The organism is Serratia sp. AR11 (genome assembly GCF_056376275.1).
Genome location: NZ_CM150739.1, coordinates 3033971 through 3052432, shown reverse-complemented (window position 1 = coordinate 3052432; position 18462 = coordinate 3033971). Strand labels below are relative to the sequence as shown.

At 52.5% G+C, this 18462-nt stretch carries 17 protein-coding genes; 10 read left to right on the top strand and 7 right to left on the bottom strand.

Features of this window, described 5'->3' with window-relative positions:
- The first annotated feature begins 127 nt into the window (after positions 1-127).
- The 7 genes from oppA to ACSOSI_RS14340 all read left to right on the top strand — a co-directional run bounded on the left by oppA (position 128) and on the right by ACSOSI_RS14340 (position 8614).
- Complete coding sequence (gene oppA / locus ACSOSI_RS14370; RefSeq protein WP_012145427.1) at positions 128-1765, top strand: oligopeptide ABC transporter substrate-binding protein OppA; 1638 nt, start codon at positions 128-130, stop codon at positions 1763-1765.
- Positions 1766-1848: 83 nt separating this feature from the next.
- Positions 1849-2769 (top strand): oligopeptide ABC transporter permease OppB, encoded by a 921-nt coding sequence (oppB, locus tag ACSOSI_RS14365; protein ID WP_012145426.1) that lies wholly within the window; start codon positions 1849-1851, stop codon positions 2767-2769.
- Positions 2770-2783: 14 nt separating this feature from the next.
- Positions 2784-3692 carry an oligopeptide ABC transporter permease OppC gene (gene oppC / locus ACSOSI_RS14360; RefSeq protein ID WP_012145425.1) on the top strand — a complete coding sequence of 303 codons (909 nt, stop codon included), beginning with the start codon at positions 2784-2786 and terminating at the stop codon, positions 3690-3692.
- Positions 3693-3703: 11 nt separating this feature from the next.
- Positions 3704-4720 carry an oligopeptide ABC transporter ATP-binding protein OppD gene (gene oppD / locus ACSOSI_RS14355; RefSeq protein WP_476705660.1) on the top strand — a complete coding sequence of 339 codons (1017 nt, stop codon included), beginning with the start codon at positions 3704-3706 and terminating at the stop codon, positions 4718-4720.
- Positions 4717-5718, top strand: coding sequence for a murein tripeptide/oligopeptide ABC transporter ATP binding protein OppF (gene oppF / locus ACSOSI_RS14350; protein ID WP_012145423.1), 1002 nt, complete (start codon positions 4717-4719; stop codon positions 5716-5718). The genes oppD and oppF overlap by 4 nt, the downstream gene beginning before the upstream one ends.
- Positions 5719-6002: 284 nt before the next feature.
- Positions 6003-7400, top strand: coding sequence for an FAD-dependent oxidoreductase (locus ACSOSI_RS14345; RefSeq protein ID WP_476705659.1), 1398 nt, complete (start codon positions 6003-6005; stop codon positions 7398-7400).
- On the top strand, positions 7397-8614 hold the full coding sequence (locus tag ACSOSI_RS14340; RefSeq protein WP_476705658.1) for an FAD-dependent oxidoreductase: 1218 nt from the start codon (positions 7397-7399) through the stop codon (positions 8612-8614). The genes ACSOSI_RS14345 and ACSOSI_RS14340 overlap by 4 nt, the downstream gene beginning before the upstream one ends.
- Positions 8615-8704: 90 nt before the next feature.
- Here the strand turns inward: ACSOSI_RS14340 and ACSOSI_RS14335 are convergent, their stop codons facing one another.
- The 3 genes from ACSOSI_RS14335 to ACSOSI_RS14325 all read right to left on the bottom strand — a co-directional run bounded on the left by ACSOSI_RS14335 (position 8705) and on the right by ACSOSI_RS14325 (position 11844).
- Positions 8705-9061, bottom strand: a complete 357-nt coding sequence (locus tag ACSOSI_RS14335; protein WP_476705657.1) for a DUF1937 family protein — start codon at positions 9059-9061, stop codon at positions 8705-8707.
- A gap of 68 nt (positions 9062-9129) precedes the next feature.
- Entirely contained in the window at positions 9130-10377 is a 1248-nt protein-coding gene (eutH, locus tag ACSOSI_RS14330) for an ethanolamine utilization protein EutH (protein ID WP_112362452.1), read from the bottom strand.
- A gap of 24 nt (positions 10378-10401) precedes the next feature.
- Positions 10402-11844 (bottom strand): FGGY family carbohydrate kinase, encoded by a 1443-nt coding sequence (locus tag ACSOSI_RS14325; protein ID WP_476705656.1) that lies wholly within the window; start codon positions 11842-11844, stop codon positions 10402-10404.
- A 301-nt stretch (positions 11845-12145) separates the two neighbouring features.
- Here ACSOSI_RS14325 and ACSOSI_RS14320 point away from each other — a divergent pair, with 301 nt between their 5' ends.
- Complete coding sequence (locus ACSOSI_RS14320) at positions 12146-12910, top strand: DeoR/GlpR family DNA-binding transcription regulator (protein ID WP_012145417.1); 765 nt, start codon at positions 12146-12148, stop codon at positions 12908-12910.
- Between the two features lie 64 nt (positions 12911-12974).
- On the opposite strand, the gene ACSOSI_RS14315 is transcribed toward ACSOSI_RS14320, so the two are convergent.
- Positions 12975-13298 carry an HI1450 family dsDNA-mimic protein gene (locus ACSOSI_RS14315; protein ID WP_004945300.1) on the bottom strand — a complete coding sequence of 108 codons (324 nt, stop codon included), beginning with the start codon at positions 13296-13298 and terminating at the stop codon, positions 12975-12977.
- A gap of 255 nt (positions 13299-13553) precedes the next feature.
- On the bottom strand, positions 13554-15014 hold the full coding sequence (gene cls, locus ACSOSI_RS14310) for a cardiolipin synthase (protein ID WP_012145416.1): 1461 nt from the start codon (positions 15012-15014) through the stop codon (positions 13554-13556).
- 252 nt (positions 15015-15266) lie between these two features.
- Here cls and ACSOSI_RS14305 point away from each other — a divergent pair, with 252 nt between their 5' ends.
- Complete coding sequence (locus tag ACSOSI_RS14305) at positions 15267-15443, top strand: YciY family protein (RefSeq protein ID WP_071593055.1); 177 nt, start codon at positions 15267-15269, stop codon at positions 15441-15443.
- A 71-nt stretch (positions 15444-15514) separates the two neighbouring features.
- Here the strand turns inward: ACSOSI_RS14305 and ACSOSI_RS14300 are convergent, their stop codons facing one another.
- The gene (locus tag ACSOSI_RS14300) at positions 15515-16006 is read right to left on the bottom strand and encodes a Dps family protein (RefSeq protein ID WP_012145415.1); all 492 of its coding nucleotides are present in this window, start codon (positions 16004-16006) and stop codon (positions 15515-15517) included.
- 196 nt (positions 16007-16202) lie between these two features.
- Positions 16203-17675 carry an MFS transporter gene (locus tag ACSOSI_RS14295; protein ID WP_476705655.1) on the bottom strand — a complete coding sequence of 491 codons (1473 nt, stop codon included), beginning with the start codon at positions 17673-17675 and terminating at the stop codon, positions 16203-16205.
- 122 nt (positions 17676-17797) lie between these two features.
- Here ACSOSI_RS14295 and ACSOSI_RS14290 point away from each other — a divergent pair, with 122 nt between their 5' ends.
- Positions 17798-18343, top strand: coding sequence for a TetR/AcrR family transcriptional regulator (locus tag ACSOSI_RS14290; protein ID WP_259189530.1), 546 nt, complete (start codon positions 17798-17800; stop codon positions 18341-18343).
- Positions 18344-18462 lie beyond the last annotated feature (119 nt).

Here is an 18462-nt window from a genome sequence, read left to right as displayed (position 1 = left end):
GGGGTGAGTAATACAAGGGAGTCCGCCTGCCGTATTCGTTCAACGGCAGCCGGTATAACAAGGTCCGCTCACGGGCAACGCAGGTTCCACGACGAGCCTGTGATAATAAAAACTGGAGTATACACACATGACCAACATCACGAAAAAAACCATCCTTGCGGCCGGCATCATTGCCGCGCTGGGTATCACAGCAACCGGAAGTGCTTTTGCGGCCGTTGTGCCGGCGGGCGTACAACTGGCAGACAAGCAAGAGATAGTTAAAAACAACGGTTCGGAAGTACAGTCGCTGGATCCGCACAAAATTGAAGGCGTACCGGAAAACAACGTTACGCGCGATCTGATGGAAGGCCTGGCCAACAACGGCCCGGATGGTTCCATTGTTCCAGGCGTGGCCGAAAGCTGGGATAACAAAGATTTTAAAGTCTGGACCTTCCATCTGCGTAAAGACGCAAAGTGGTCGAATGGCAAGCCGGTAACGGCACAAGATTTCGTGTATAGCTGGCAGCGCGTGGTGGACCCTAAAACTGCATCCCCATATGCCAGCTATCTGCAATATGCTCACGTAGAAAACGTTGATGACGTTATCGCCGGTAAAAAAGACAAGTCTACCCTGGGCGTAAAAGCCATCGACGATCACACCTTCCAGGTCACTCTGACCGAGCCGGTGCCTTACCTGGTTGAAATGACGCCGCACTATGCGATGAAGCCAGTATTTAAAGACGCGGTCGAGAAGTTTGGCGAGAAATGGACCCTGCCGGCGAATTACGTCAGCAATGGTGCCTATAAGTTAAAAGACTGGGTCGTTAACGAACGTATCGTGCTGGAACGTAACCCGGAATATTGGGATAACGCGAAAACCATCATTAATAAAGTGACGTTCCTGCCAATTTCGTCTGAAGTGACCGACGTAAACCGCTACCGTACCGGTGAAATCGACATGACCTATAACAACATGCCGATTGAACTGTTCCAAAAGTTGAAAAAAGAGATCCCGAAAGAAGTTCACGTCGATCCATATCTGTGTACTTATTACTACGAGATCAACAACCAGAAAGCGCCATTTACCGATCAGCGCGTCCGTGAAGCGCTGAAGCTGGGCCTGGATCGCGACATCATCACCAATAAAGTGAAAAACCAGGGTGATTTGCCAGCCTACAGCTTCACCCCACCTTATACCGATGGTGCCAAGTTGACGCCACCAGAGTGGTTCGGCTGGACGCAGGAAAAACGCAACGAAGTGGCGAAAAAACTGCTGGCTGAAGCGGGTTACGGCCCGGGCAAACCACTGACTTTCTCACTGCTGTACAACACTTCTGATCTGCACAAAAAACTGGCGATCGCCGCAGCCTCCATCTGGAAGAAAAATCTGGGCGTGGACGTGAAGCTGGTGAACCAGGAGTGGAAAACCTTCCTCGATACCCGTCATCAGGGTACCTATGACGTAGCGCGTGCCGGCTGGTGTGCCGACTACAACGAACCAAGCTCGTTCCTGAACATGATGCTGTCCGACAGCAGCAGTAATACCCCGCACTATAAGAGCGCGGAGTTTGATAAGCTGATGGCGAACGTGCTGACGGCGAAAACCAAAGAAGAACGCGCTGATTTGTATCAGAAAGCCGAAGTGCAGCTGGATAAGGATTCGGCCATCGTTCCGGTTTATTACTATGTGAATGCCCGTCTGGTGAAACCTTATGTTGGCGGTTACACCGGTAAAGACCCACTTGATAACGTGTACGACAAAAATCTGTACATCATCAAGCATTGATACGGTAAGTGCCGGCGGTGTAAACCGCCGGCCCATGTTGAGAATAATAAGCCGTTATCAGGCTGCAGCACAGGGTTAGGGCAATGCTTAAATTTATATTTCGTCGCTTATTAGAAGCGATCCCGACACTATTTATCCTTATTACCATCTCATTCTTTATGATGCGTCTGGCTCCCGGTAGCCCATTTACCGGTGAGCGCGCGTTGCCACCGGAAGTCATGGCTAACATCGAGGCCAAATATCATTTGAACGATCCGATCTGGAAGCAGTACGGCCATTATTTGGCGCAACTGTCGCAAGGCGATTTCGGCCCGTCGTTCAAATACAAGGATTACTCGGTTAACGATCTGGTCGCCGCTTCATTCCCGGTATCCGCCAAGCTCGGCCTTGCCGCATTCTTGTTGGCGGTAGTCCTGGGGGTTAGCGCCGGGGTAGTGGCTGCACTGAATCAAAATACCAAATGGGATTATACGGTGATGGGCTTTGCCATGACCGGGGTAGTGATACCCAGTTTCGTGGTGGCGCCGTTACTGGTGTTGATTTTCGCCATCACGCTGAAATGGTTACCAGGCGGTGGTTGGAACGGTGGCGCACCGAAGTTTATTATCTTGCCGATGGTGGCGTTGTCACTGGCTTATATTGCCAGTATCGCCCGTATTACGCGTGGCTCGATGATTGAAGTGCTGCACTCAAACTTTATCCGTACCGCCCGTGCCAAAGGGTTGCCGATGCGTCGCATCATTTTCCGCCATGCGCTCAAACCGGCGTTATTGCCCGTGCTTTCCTATATGGGCCCGGCGTTTGTCGGCATCATCACCGGTTCTATGGTGATCGAAACCATCTACGGCCTGCCGGGTATTGGCCAGCTGTTTGTTAATGGTGCGCTGAACCGCGATTATTCTTTGGTATTGAGCCTGACCATTTTGGTGGGTGGCCTGACCATTTTGTTTAACGCGATCGTCGACGTGCTGTACGCCGTTATCGATCCAAAAATCCGTTATTAAGCTGGAGCACGCAAATGATGTTGACGAAAAAGAACAGCGAGGCTCTGGAGAACTTCAGCGAAAAGCTTGAAGTGGAAGGGCGCAGCCTGTGGCAGGATGCCCGTCGCCGCTTTGTGCACAACCGTGCGGCAGTCAGCAGCCTGTTTGTGCTGGCGCTGATTACCCTGTTTGTGATTGTAGCCCCCTGGCTGTCACAGTTTGCCTATGACGATACCGATTGGGCGATGATGTCGGCAGCACCGGCCTTTGACGCAGGGCACTACTTCGGGACCGATTCCTCCGGGCGTGATTTGCTGGTACGTGTAGCGATTGGCGGACGTATCTCGTTGATGGTCGGCGTTTCCGCTGCGCTGGTGGCGGTCATTGTCGGCACCCTTTACGGCGCAATGTCCGGCTACCTGGGCGGTAAAATTGACTCGGTAATGATGCGTCTGCTGGAGATCCTCAACTCCTTCCCGTTTATGTTCTTCGTGATCCTGCTGGTGACCTTCTTTGGTCAAAACATTCTGCTGATCTTTGTAGCGATCGGCATGGTGTCCTGGCTGGACATGGCGCGTATTGTGCGTGGACAGACCCTGAGCCTGAAACGCAAAGAGTTCATTGAAGCGGCGTTGGTATGCGGGGTTTCCAGCCGCAATATCGTACTGCGTCACATCGTGCCGAACGTGCTCGGCGTGGTGGTGGTATACGCATCATTACTGGTGCCGAGCATGATCCTGTTCGAATCCTTCCTCAGTTTCCTGGGGTTGGGTACTCAGGAGCCGTTAAGCAGTTGGGGTGCATTGCTGAGCGATGGGGCCAACTCGATGGAAGTTTCACCGTGGTTGCTGCTGTTCCCGGCGGGTTTCCTGGTTGTTACTCTGTTTTGTTTCAACTTTATCGGCGATGGTCTGCGTGACGCCCTCGACCCGAAAGATCGTTAAGGAGTGCAATCATGAGCACCATTGAAAATCCGCAGTTGCAAACCGGTACCGGTGTTAAATCACTGCTGTTACTGGATGTTAAAGATCTGCGCGTGACCTTCGGCACTCCGGACGGTGATGTGACGGCCGTTAACGATCTTAACTTTGACCTGCGTGCCGGCGAAACGCTGGGGATCGTGGGTGAATCCGGCTCCGGTAAATCCCAGACCGCTTTCGCGCTGATGGGGCTGTTGGCCAGCAATGGCCGTATTGGCGGCTCGGCCAAATTTAACGGCCGCGAAATCCTCAACCTGCCGGAAAAACAGCTCAACAAGCTGCGGGCAGAAGAGATTTCGATGATCTTCCAGGACCCAATGACTTCGCTCAACCCTTATATGCGGGTTGGCGAGCAGTTGATGGAAGTGCTGATGCAGCACAAGAAAATGAGCAAAAGCGAAGCCTTTGAAGAGTCGGTTCGCATGCTCGATGCGGTTAAAATGCCGGAAGCGCGTAAGCGCATGCGTATGTACCCGCATGAGTTTTCCGGCGGTATGCGCCAGCGTGTAATGATTGCCATGGCGCTGCTGTGCCGGCCCAAACTGCTGATTGCCGATGAGCCGACCACCGCACTGGACGTGACGGTTCAGGCGCAGATTATGACGTTGCTCAATGAGCTAAAGCGCGAGTTCAATACGGCCATCATCATGATCACTCACGACCTGGGGGTGGTGGCCGGTATCTGTAACAAGGTGCTGGTGATGTACGCCGGGCGGACCATGGAATACGGCAGCGCGCGTGACGTGTTCTATCATCCGAGCCATCCTTACTCCATCGGTTTGCTGAATGCGGTACCGCGTCTGGACGCCGAAGGTGAGGCGCTGATGACCATTCCAGGTAACCCGCCGAACCTGTTGCGCCTACCGAAGGGCTGCCCGTTCCAGCCGCGTTGTGCGTACGCGATGCCGCAATGTTCGAGCGCTCCGCCATTGGAGCAGTTTGGTGAAGGGCGCTTGCGTGCCTGCTTTAAACCGGTGGAGGCGTTGGTATGAGTACGGTAACCGACAAGAAAGTGTTGCTTGAAGTGGCCGATTTGAAAGTGCACTTCGACATTCATGATGACAAACAGTGGTTCTGGCAGCCGCCGAAAACCCTGAAGGCCGTTGACGGCGTGACGCTGCGCCTGTTCGAAGGGGAAACTCTGGGCGTGGTGGGTGAGTCTGGTTGTGGTAAGTCCACCTTCGCCCGCGCCATCATCGGTTTGGTGAAGGCCACCAGCGGGCGCGTTGCCTGGCTGGGTAAAGACTTGCTCGGTATGAGTGACGTTGACTGGCGCAAAACCCGTAGCGATATCCAGATGATTTTCCAGGATCCGCTGGCTTCGCTGAACCCGCGCATGACCATTGGTGAAATCATTGCCGAACCACTGCGCACCTATTACCCAAAAATGCCGCGTCAGGAAGTGAAGGACAAGGTCAAGGCGATGATGCTGAAGGTTGGCCTGCTGCCAAACCTGATCAACCGCTATCCACATGAGTTCTCTGGCGGTCAGTGTCAGCGCATCGGCATTGCCCGTGCCCTGATCCTTGAGCCGAAGTTGGTGATTTGCGATGAACCGGTTTCGGCACTGGACGTGTCGATTCAGGCTCAGGTGGTGAACCTGTTGCAGCAACTGCAGCGCGAAATGGGCCTGTCGCTGATATTTATCGCCCATGACCTGGCGGTGGTAAAACACATCTCTGACCGTGTGCTGGTGATGTATTTGGGTCATGCGGTGGAGCTGGGCACCTATGACGAGGTGTATCACAATCCTCAGCACCCTTATACCAAAGCGCTGATGTCTGCGGTGCCAATTCCGGATCCGGACAAGGAAAAGGACAAGCAGATCCAACTGCTGGAAGGGGAACTGCCTTCGCCAATTAACCCGCCATCCGGCTGCGTGTTCCGTACCCGTTGTCCGATTGCCGGGCCGGAATGCGCCAAGACGCGTCCACTGCTGGAAGGCAGCTTCCGCCATGCGGTTTCTTGTCTGAAGGTCGACCCGCTGTAACTGGCCACTTCAATCCGTTGTGTCGCCTAATTCAGGGTTCATGTTCATCATGAACCCTTTTTTTATAATCCCACATTACAAAACCGATAAAACCACATTTTTAATGGTTGCCTACATCACTGTTGTTTTTAGAGTAAAAATCAATTTACTGATTATAAGGCAGTTAATTGCTTTTTTTTGTGTTTTCTGGGTTTTTCTCTAGTGTTGATTTATGTGGTTTTGGTGTTGTAATTGCCGTGCTTGTGTGGTTTTATTGTCACATGTTTCGTGGTGAGATAACGCGTATGACACAGCTGAATGAAAATGTTGATGTGGTAGTTATTGGTGGTGGCGTGGTGGGGTGTGCCGTTTTCCGGCGTTTCACCCTTATGGGGGCGAAAACGCTATTGCTGGAGCGGGGCGGTGATATCTTGTCGGGCGCCAGCAAGGCTAACAGTGCCATTTTGCATACGGGCTTTGACGCACCTACAGGAAGCCTGGAGTTACAATGCATGCAGGCTGGCTACGAAGAATATTTGGCGATCCGGGAAAAGATGAATCTCCCACTGTTGCAGACCACGGCTATTGTGGTGGCCTGGAATGAAGAACAGCTTGCCGCTCTCCCTGGCATTGTGAAGCAAGCGCATGAAAATGGGGTGACTGACGTGGAGCAAATTACAGCCGCTGATGTTTACCTGCGCGAGCCAAAATTGGCCGAGGGGGTGTTGGGGGGCGTATTTGTCCCCGGCGAATATGTCATCGACCCCTGGAGCGCGCCGCTCGCTTATGTCACGCAGGGCGTGATGCATGGCGGAGAATACCGTTTCAATTGCGAAGTGACCAACGCGACGCAGGATGAGCAAGGCTGGTTATTAAACACCCGTCAGGGCAGTGTGAGAACCAGACTGGTGATTAACTGTGCAGGCAACCATGGCGATTTGATCGATGGCCTGTGGCGTACGCCGGACTATGAGATCCGCCCGCGCAAAGGGCAGTTTCTGGTCTATGACAAAGCGGCGGCCGCAGATATCAATGCCATTATCTTGCCGGTACCGACAGCTACCACCAAAGGCGTTCTGCTGTGTCGGACTATCTTCGGCAATATGATTTTGGGTCCAACGGCCGAGGAACAAACCGATCGTGATCGTGCGGATGTGGATGAGGCGGTGCTTAAAGGGCTGATTGAAAAAGGCAGCCAAATGCTGCCGACGTTGGGCCAATATACCGTTACCGCCACCTATGCTGGCCTTCGCCCAGCAACGGAAAAGAAAGAGTATCGAATTTATCATTACCCTCAGGATAATTGGGTCAGCGTAGGTGGCATTCGGTCCACCGGGCTGACTGCCGCGTTGGGCATTGCCGCCCATGTGGAAGATCTTTACCGCAACCATTTCAGCGAGCTGTTTCCAACCCAACCGCCAGCCGAGGTGCAGTGGCCGGTGATGCCGATGTTGTCTGACTACCAACCGCGCGATTATGCCTGTTCGGGCAATGGCGGCATCATTTGTCATTGCGAATTGGTTACGCGACGCGAGCTGGAGGCGGCCTTCCACTCGGCGGTACCGCCTGAATGTATCGGGGGTCTGCGTCGCCGCACACGCGTCATGATGGGACGTTGTAACGGTTTTTTCTGTAGTAACCAGGTTGCCGAAATTGCGGGCGACCGTCTGGATAATATGCTGGTCGTCGGGAGGGTAGAATGAGTCGATTATACGACGTCATTATTATTGGCGCAGGGCCTGCCGGTTTGGCCGCCGCCCGGACTTTATGGGACGAGGGAGTAAACCGCGTTCTGTTGTTGGAAAGAGAAAAGGAGGCGGGTGGTGTACCGCGCCATTGTCGCCACCCAACCTTCGGCATGCAGACCTTCCACCGACCGATGAAAGGACATATTTGGGCTGAACGGATATTGAGCCTGGTGCAAAACAATTGTGAAATCAGAACCGGCACCACGGTGGTGAATATCAAACCAGGTGGTGAAGTGACGGTCTCCAGCGACCGGGGTCTTGAAACCCTGGTAGGTAAACGCGTCATTATTGCCACCGGTGTGCGCGAAACGCCACGCCACGCCAGACTGGTTAGCGGCGTCAGGCCGCAGGGGGTGCTGACCGCGGGGGCATTGCAGCAGTTTATCTATTTGAAAAAACTAAAGCCGGGTATTCAGCCGGTGATCATAGGGTCTGAATTAGTCAGTTTTTCCACTATCTGGACGTTACGCAATGCGGGTATTAAAGCCCTGGCGCTGATTGATGAAAACACCCGGCCAACTGCGTTTCGTCTGGCAGCAATATATGCCCGCCTTATGGGGGTGAAACTCCATCTGGGGGCGCATGTTACCCAGATCAATGGCCGTGAACGGGTAGAAAGTATCGAATTTACCGCCGCAGACGGCAGTGCGCAGCAACTGGCCTGCGACAGTATTATCTTTACCGGCCGTTTTACCGGCGAGTATACGCTGATTCGTAACAGCCACCTGGCCTACGAGCCAGAGAGTGGCCGTCCATGGTTCGATCAACATGGCCGTTGTTCTGACCGCGATTATTATGTGGTGGGCAATATGACTCATCCCGCTGATATGGGCGATCAGTGTTACCTGGAGGGGTTACGCGTAGGTCGGTTGGTTGCACAATCACTACTACGGCAAGGTGCGCAGCGTTTTGATATTCCAGTTCAATTGGATGAGGTATTCCGTATTGCCGCACCCAATGTTATCTCCGTCTCGGCAGAGGCCGCGGATCGCGTCACATTGAACGTGCGTGTTAACCGCTATCATAAAGGCGAAATCATCGTGCGTGATGGTGAAAAGGAACTTTACCGTGGTAAACACCGTTGCTTGCCTGAGCGGCGTATTCTTCTGAAAAATATCGATATTTCTGGCTTAACATCGGACAGCCAAATAAGGGTTATCGCCCGCTAGGCCCGGGTATCTCGGACTCAAAGACAACTTTGTCATCAAACTCAAGCCTGCAAATTTGCAGGCTTATTTTTTTGGTCGGATTACAGAGAGTTATTTAAATTCGTGCTCAACTTCTGACCACAGGCTTACGCGTTGATTGCGAGATTGATAGAACTCAATCTCTCGCTTGATGCCTGCACTGTTATCCCAGCCGGCAAGATCCAAAATAACCAACTCTTCCATCAAATCTAAAAACAGGGCGTCAACGGGAGCCCATATTTTACCAATCTCTGCCTTATCGGACTTTGCCAACTGCAAATTAATCGGGTGCGACATGGTTACCTGACTGAAAACCGCATGGCCCGCCTCGATGATGTTGGCAGCGACTTTGTTACAAGCCAGGAAACGCTCCTGGACTACATTCTCATCGGCATGGCTGTAGGGGCAGGCAAGGAATATCTTACGCATGGTGACCTCATAGACTTAAAATAAAGCTGCGCCTTGGGAAGGCACAGCAAGGGGATAAAATAGGGGGATTAAATGGTTTGAGGGACGGCCGGTCGATCGTTTTGTACCGCGTCCTCTTCAACCTGATCGCGCTTTTCCATACGTTGCGCTTCCGGTACGGAAATGAAGATAGCGATGGCTACGGCAATGGCGCCGGCAAGAAATTTTCCGACCATAATTGGCAGGACCAGGGTCGGCTGGAAGTTAGCGGTAAAGGCCAAATGGTCGCCTAATGTGGCCTGGGCGCAGATACCAAAAGCCACGCATAACACTTTGTCACGGGCTCGCATATCTTTGAACAGGTGATAGACGGCGATGATATTTGCCAGCACCATGACCATGCCAATGGCTCCAGCGTCGGTAAGCCGAAGTTGGCGGCCAATGAACTTCATCGGGCGCTGACAATATTTTTGGAACAGGTAACAAATCGGGAAGGTACCTGCCAGCATGATGCCGATATAACCGGCAATCTCAATGGCCCGATAAAGCTCTTTTTCGTCGGCGAAGAGGGGATCAAATACCCAACCGCCAAAGATTTTGCTAAACACGCCGGTGAAGTGCTGAATAATGCAGGCGGCCAGCACCATCTTGATAAAGGCATCCATAATTTTGCCAAAGAACAGGAAGCATTTAACCATCCACAAGGTTCGGTATTTCAGTCCCAATGCCAGCAGAATACAAAAGACAAACAGGGGCGAAAGCAGCTGTAAGGCATTGAAAAAGTCGATGCTCAGGTAATGGTTGGCGGGTGAAGATGTGGAGATAATGTCCCTCACAGGAATATTATTGAAGGTGATGATCGTCAATGAAATCAATACCCCAAATGGGATGCTGATCAAGCCTGCCATGGCGCCCAGAGCCAGATATTTGTGGTCTTTGGGTTGTAACATCACCAGACCGACCGGGATCAAATAAACGATGCTGGCACCCGAGGTGTAGCCAATCAGCATCGCGGTGATCCATTGATCCCGGTTTGCGGCAATGGCGTCCGCCAACTGGTAGCCCCCCATATCAACGGCGATAATGGAAAGGGCGGCAATGGACGCATCCGATCCCATTGATTGGAACAGTGGGCCGACGGTGTAGGTAATGGCGTAAGAGAGGATCGGGATCGCCGCCATAATACCTGCTTGTGCCAGAAATACGGGGCCAATCGAGTGGATACCATTGACGAACTCCTTGCCTAAGCCGCTTTCGGGTTTTATCACCGATGCCATGGCACCGAGCAGGGTTCCGGCCATAATGATATAGATAATGATGTTGCCAATCTCAGACATAACTGCCTCCATTTTTCTTATTATTTATTCACTACGCAGATTGCGGGAACGGGAAATAATGTCCTTATATTTTGCAAAATAAGGGGACAGATCGCGTTCTGCAGGTTCAGTAGTAACGTGTTGTGTGCTGACGTTCATGGGGTGGGCATTACCTAACCCCTTGCGCGCCAATAAAGCGACGCCCTGGGCGGTAATTTCCCGGTTTGACGGAGTGACGATGCGTTTTTGGATCAGGCTGGCCAGAAACTGTTTAAAGTAGAGATTTGCCGATAGGCCACCGTCCACAGAAATGGTGTCGCCAATGGGGCGAACTTTGTCCATGGCGTAGATCACCTCGGCTGAGCGCATGGCGATCCCTTCAAGAATGGATTGCAGCATATCTTTGCGTTCGGTTTCGAGCGACAACCCGGCCCAGAGACCCGCAGCGGAGCGATCCCAATATGGGCAGCCCAACCCGGAGAGCGCAGGGATAAATGCCAATCCACGAGCAATAGCAGGTTGAGCCGGGAAGTCTGAGAACTCCTCGATATCACTGTACAAGCCGATCTTTTTGGCCCAGTTGATGGCTGATGCCGCGTTATAGACGCCGCCATCCAGGCCATAGAGCGGGGGTTCACCCGGTAATTTCCAACATAGCGTCGGCAATAGACCCGAGCCCTGCGCATCGGGCACCACGGTACCGGTAATAGACTGCAAAAATGCGCCAGTACCGAAAGTGATTTTCATCTGGCCGGGTTGCAGGCAGCCATGGCCATAGGTACCGGCAAATTGATCGACGATGCAGGCGGTCAATGGTGTGGTATTGCCAGAGCAAGTCACATCGCCAAAGTGGCCGATATTATCCCGAATTTCTGGCAATGCGGCGATTGGAACACCAAAAATCCGGCACAGTTCTTCATCCCATTGCAGGGTGTGAATATTGAACAGCGAAGTCCTGGAGGCTGAGTTGTAGTCCGTGACATGAGTACCGCACAGATGGAACATGAAAAAACTGTCCATGGTGCCAAGCCGTAACTGACCGCGGCGAGAAAGCTCGTCGGCACCGGGCACATTGCGCATAATCCAACCCAGCTTACTGCCTGAGAAATAGGTATCCAGTGGCAAGCCGGTTTTTGCTCGAACGGTTTCTTCTACACCTTCTGCTCGCAGACGGCGGAGAACGGATTCAGTTCGCTGATCTTGCCAAATAATGGCGTTATATAGCGGTAAACCGCTCTGCGCATCCCAGGCAACAACGCTCTCTCCCTGATGAGCCAAACCCATAGCATCGACGACGCCACACTGGCTGAGACAGGTTCGTATATTGCGCAGGATCTCCATAGGGTCATGTTCAACCCAACCCGGATTGGGCGTTAACTGTTTATGCGCGATGGCGGCGGGGGAAAAGTGTTTCCCATCCTCGCCGAACACCACGACGCGTGTTCCGGTTGTTCCTTGGTCAATGGCTGCATAGCGTTGGTTCAGCATAAAGCCCTCAGGTCTATTTGTGGTTTAGATGTTGTCATTGTGCCCGTTTATATTACTTATTATCATTAAAGCACATTAAATCAACATTAAAATCACAACATTCGATTTAATTGTGACCAATATCGCGGTTTTTACTGATGGCAGTGTGGTTATGATGTGGTTGTTGCTGTGTTTTTGTGTGTGAAAGTTCAATAGGCTGTTGCTTCATGGTTGGAGTTGGTGAACAATTGCCAACTAAGCAATGAAAAACCCTTAAATCCACAATTTTTATCATGTTAAATGCAGCGAGATGGGTTAGAAGATGGATTATTCAAACGCACTAGAACGCAGAAACATCATTCTCGAAAAGTTGAAAACTAACGGGCAAGTCTTCGTCAATGAACTGGCTGATGATTTTAATGTTTCGCAGGAGACCATCCGCAGAGATCTCAATAAGCTTGAAGAACTCAAACACATCAAGAAAATCCATGGCGGGGCAGTCATCGCTCAGTTTGGGTTTGAGCTGGAGTTTAATCAGCGAGCCAGATTGGCTGAGGATGACAAAAAGGCCATAGCCGTTAAAGCTGCCGAATTGATCAAGCCCGGTGACTCACTGTTTATCGATTTTGGTACCACAACCTTAGAATTTGCCAAACAGATTGCCGGCATTAACCAGCTTACCGTTATCACCAATTCACCGGTTATTGCCAACCTGTTTCATGAAAATACGACGATTGACCTGATTTTGATCGGCGGGCAATTTGGTCTGTCAAAAATGGAATGCATTGGGCCGGTGGCATTGCAGGGCATCAGCGCTTTCTATGCGGATTATGCGGTTATAGGTGCGGGTGCGGTGAGCCCTAAGGCCGGGGTGATGGATCAGGATTTGAACGAAGCGGCGATCGCCCGTCAGATGATCAAAAACAGCAACAAAACCATTGTTCTCGCCGATGGACATAAGCTGAATAACCATGCGACGGGCCTGGTCGCAGATTTAAAAGATATTTCGTGGTTGGTGACCAGCGATCCGGAGAAGAAATTGAAGAACCTGGTTTTCCCGGCCAATCTCCAGGTGATCGTCGCCTGACGGCAAAGGTAAATAACCATGCCGGTCAACGTGACCGGCATGGTTTATATTGATGTATACGCTGTTACTCTTTCCACAGAATGTGGCAAAGCTTGTGGTCTTTCTCACGGCACAGTAACACGCGGGCAAACACGTCATTGATCGGTTCACCATCGCTGTCCGCCAGGCCAATCACCACTTCGGCGAAAAAGTCCGGGTTCAGGTCAAAGTCCACATGTTCTGACCAGTCTTCCGCCGGGTCATACAGTTCTGCGCCACCGCGCTCCTCAAACTGCAGGTTGAACAGCAGAATATCCGCCGGATCCAGATTGTCGCCGGCCAACTCCAAAAAGATGTCGTAAGCCTGTTCCAGCGTTTCGTCTTCAGTAAGGCGGTTATTCAAATCCATAATTAAATCCTGATAACAAATGATTCCTCATTATACCCTATGAATTTCAAGTTGCAGCTAGGCGACCAGCTCATTCATCCTCAGGCGCTTACTTAAGTAAGTAACTGGGGGTGACAAATCTGCCGGGAGCCGATTTGAACGCTGCTTGCAGCGGCCCCGAAGGGGGGTGGCCCATGGACGGGCCACATAACCGAGTGCAGGTAACAACGCTGCAACTTGAAAGGCGACGGGTATGAAGCATGCCCACTACGGCATTTATAGCAGCGGGCTGAAAAAGTAGAACAGGCGCTCAACAATACGGTGCCAGAACGGCCGTTTCTGCCACTCTGCGGCATTCAATAACTGCGAACGAGCAATATAGTCGTCCTGCACGCAGGCCAGATCGCTACCGAAACCGTCATCGTCAATCACCAGGGTAATTTCAAAGTTCAACCACAGGCTGCGCATGTCCAGATTCACCGTGCCGACCAGGCTGAGCTGGCCATCAACCAGTACGCTTTTGGTATGCAGCAGGCCGTCTTCAAACTGATAGATGCGTACGCCAGCCTCCAAAAGTTCGGAGAAGAAAGAACGACTGGCCCAACGGACCATCGTTGAATCGTTATCGCGTGGGACAATGATGCTGACTTCAACCCCGCGCAGGGCGGCGGTGCAAATCGCATGCAGTAAATCGTCGCTGGGTACGAAGTAGGGGGTGGTCATGATCAACTGTTCACGTGCTGAGTAAACCGCAGTCAGCAACGCCTGGTGGATCATTTCTTCCGGGAACCCGGGGCCTGAGGCGATAACCTGAATGGTGTGGCCGCTTTCCTGTTCGAACGGCATGATATTGACGTCCGGCGGCGGCGGCAGGATCCGTTTACCGGTTTCAATCTCCCAGTCACAGGCATAAACGATGCCCATGGTACTGGCGACCGGGCCTTCCATACGGGCCATCAAATCGATCCACTGACCGACCCCGGCATCCTGTTTGAAATAGCGTGGGTCGACCATGTTCATACTGCCGGTGTAGGCAATATAGTTGTCAATCAGCACTACTTTACGGTGCTGACGCAAATCCATTCGGCGCAGGAAAACGCGGAACAGGTTTACCTTGAGTGCCTCCACCACCTCGATACCGGCATTGCGCATCATGCCAGGATAGGGGCTGCGGAAGAACTGCAAACTACCGGCAGAGTCCAGCATCAGGCGGCAATGTACGCCACGGCGCGCAGCGGCCATCAGCGATTCGGCTACCTGATCGACCAACCCGCCAGGCTGCCAAATGTAAAACACCATCTCTATATTATGTCGTGCCAGCTCAATATCACGGATCAGCGCCTTCAGCGTTGCATCGGTAGTGGTGAGTAACTGGAGTTGGTTGCCCTTAACGCCATCGATGCCCTGACGGCGATCGCAGAGTTGGAACAGGGGTCTGGCGACCTCGCTGTAATCGGTGGCGAAGATGCGCTGGCTCTCTTTTAACTCGCTCAGCCAGCGTGCGGTAGAAGGCCACATTGCCTTGGCGCGTTCGGCACGCCGTTTGCCCAGATGTAATTCACCAAAAGATAAATAAGCCACAATACCGAACAGCGGCAGAATATAGATCACCAGCAGCCAGGCCATAGCGGAAGGTACGGCGCGGCGTTTCATCAGAATACGCAGTGTCACACCAGCGATAAGCAGCCAGTAACCGAACACCATGAGCCAACTGATTACGGTATAAAATGTTGTCATAAAGGCGAAAAATCCCGTTCGCAAACCACCAACGATGAGTGTACGCACAGAACGCTAAAGGGGAAACCTTTTCTCGGCGCTTATGTTGCAAAAATATGATTGGCTTAAGGCACTTGCTGTAAACAAAAAAACATTTTGGCGCGGAAGGCGCGTCGCCCAGCCGAATGAAAATACGCTGAACTGTGGCTTGGATCCTGTAATGAAAGGACTATAATGCCCGCCGTTGGCATTTGACGAATGAGTGACAAAACGATGAGACGCAGTAGAAACGAGGTGGGCCGCTGGCGGATGCTGCGGCAGAGTCAGCGCCGCAGGCATCGCTGGTTGGAACGCCAGTCTTGCAGCAATCGGCATATTATTCGGGTGCGTCGTCGCCTGGATGACCAGCACCGGCGTTCATTGCTGTTTGTGGTGGCCTACGAGTGGTAAAACAAAAACAGTCCCCTTGGGGACTGTTTGAGTACTGAAAAGAAGGAAAATCCGGTTTTGGCTGCCGGGGGTTATTTCCCCAGATAGGCGTTAAGCATCCACACCTGTTTTTCCTGCTCTTTGATGTAGTCGCTCATCAGTGAAGCAGTACCTTCATCACCCGCATCGGCGGCCAGCGTCAACAACTCGCGCTGCTGTTGCAGCAGCACCGAATAGCCGTGCAGCAAACCACCCAACGTGCCTTTATCGTCGGTGACATTAGTGTCTTCCTTGATATCAGACGTTTTCAGATAATCGCTGAACGCATGGCGCGGCTGCGAGCCCAGAGTCAGAATACGCTCTGCCAGCTCATCAACCTTGGTCAGCAGATCGTTATAGGTTTCTTCAAATTTGACGTGCAGTTCAAAGAAGTGCGGGCCGGAAATATTCCAGTGGTAGCCGCGCACGTTCATATACAGCACCTGATAATTTGCCAGCAGCGCATTCAACGCTTCCGATAGTTTTGCCGATTGTTTGCTGTCCAGGCCGATATGGTTTTTCGCTGCTTTCTTCGTCGTTGCCATAATAATCTTCTCCTGATTATTTGATTCGATGATTTACACAATATCCATAACAAACACAGTAACCGGATTTATCGCAGGGTTAAAGACGATCAAAAGCATCAATGCAATCGCTGAAACCGATAACGATAAACCCGAGAAGCCAATTGCCAATTCAGTGTAAGCAGAATGTGTTAACAACAACAGCGGCTTTGCATCATTACTTGCGCAAGGACATTTTTGCCACGCCGGCACTTAGCGCCATCAGTAATGCTGCTGCAATCAGCACCACGATAAATGCTCGGTCGAAAGCCAACCGAGCCAGTTGTCTCAGTTGTTCAGCTTGTTCGACAGCCAGATTAGCTGCCAGCCGCAGGGCTTCATCAATGCTGTCGTAAGCGACATCGCCCACCGGCAGATTGTCGGGTAACACCAGGCTGTGGCTATAGATGGCGGTCATCAACCCACCCAGCAAGGTAATACCGAGTACGCCACCCAGCTCATAGGACACGTCCTCGATCGAGGCAGCCATACCGGATTTTTCTTCCGGAGCGTTGAGCATGATGGCGGTCGACGCGGCGGTAATGGCACCACCGATGCCAAAACCGGCGATAAACAGACAAACCAACTGCGACATCAGGCTGTTCTGGTAAAGCAGGGCCAGCCCGGCAATGCCCAGGCCGGTCAGGAACAATCCACCGAATATCATGTTGCGCTCGCCGTAACGCGGCAGCAGTAAACCGGCCAGCGGACCGGCCAGTGCGGAGGCCACCGGGATCGGCAGAATAAACAGCGCGGCCTGTAATGGACTCAGCTCAAGCACCAGTTGCAGGCGTTGAGTCAGTACCAGTTCAACACCGACTAGCGCAACCATCGACACCAGAGCCACGCCGACGCCGCCGGCAAACAGCCGATTCTGAAATAGTGAGAAGTCGATCATCGGGTAACGGGCCCGACGCTGTCGACGAACAAACAGCCAGAGCGACAAAATGCCAATGGTGGCGGCGATTGCCAGCGCAGAAATGGAGGGCGTTGTTTTGCTCATCTCCTTCAGGGCATAGATGCTACCCACCAGACCGGCCATGATCTGCACGGACCCGATGATATCGTAAGGGCGCTTATTTTCCCCACCGCAGTGCGGTATCAATCGCCAGGCCAGCGGCAGCACCACCATGACGACAGGGACGTTGATCAAAAATACCGATCCCCACCAGAAATACTCCAGCAAGACTCCACCGACCACCGGGCCGATAGCGGCACCACCGGACGCGACTGCGGCCCAAATGCCAATCGCCAGGGCGCGTTCACGTTCGTCGGTAAACACATGGCGGACAATGGACAGGGTTGCCGGCATCATCATCGCCGCACCTACCGCGAGGAATACGCGGGCGGCGATCAACCATTCGGCTGTCGGAGAAAAGGCGGCACAAAGGGAGGCGACGGCAAACACCGGCAGTCCGGCAATAAACAGCCGTTTATGACCAATGCGATCGCTCAGCATGCCCGCACCGGGCAGTAACCCGGCGACCACTAGCGGGTAGGCATTCACAATCCATAATTTTTGCGAGGCGCTGGCGTCCAGCGCCTGGGTCAGCCGTGGCAATGCGGTGTATAGCACCGTCATATCGATAATGATCAAAAATAGCGCGCTGGAGATCATTGCCAGGATCAACCAGCGGTTGTTTGCGTGCATAATATTATTCCAAAAAAGCAGGCGACGCGGATGCGTTGCCATAAGGTCACCACCCGAACGCGCCGGGTGGTATACTGGCGTAATATATATCCATACGTATGTATTGAAAAGAGGGTTTCTCAATGGGACGTCAACGGAGCATCGATCGCGACAAGGTTCTGGATATGGCCGAGGAGATTGTCGCCAGGCAGGGTGCCGCCGGTTTGACCATTGATTCTGTCGCCAAGGCGATGGGAATTTCCAAGGGCGGGGTGCAGTATTGCTTTGGTACTAAAGACGCGTTGATTGATGCGATGTTCGAGCGTTGGGGTAAAGCCTATGACCAGGTTTTCGATGCCATTGCCGGGGAAAGTCCCTCGGCCACAACAACGGTGCAGGCGCATATGCAGGCCACCCAAAGTTCCGATCAGGCATCCAGCGCCAAGGCCGCAGGGCTGATGGCGACCCTGATCCAAACGCCAGAGCATTTGGAAAGCACGCGCGAGTGGTACCGCAGCCGGATCGCCGGTCTGGATTTAACCACCGAGGAGGGCAAGAGGGCGCGGTTGGCCTTTCTGGCTACCGAAGGGGCATTTATGTTGCGTTTCTTTGGCCTGATGGAGATTAACCAGCCGGAATGGGATGCCATGTTCGCGGATATGCAGACGCTGATTCTGGCGAAAAAATAGTTCACCTATCACAGCGATAGCTGGCGGACCGGCAGGTGAAAAGAGTAATTTTATCGAACAAGATATTCCCTCGAAGAACCCTTTAGCCAGCCACTCCGTGCTGGCTTTTTTTTGTCTGT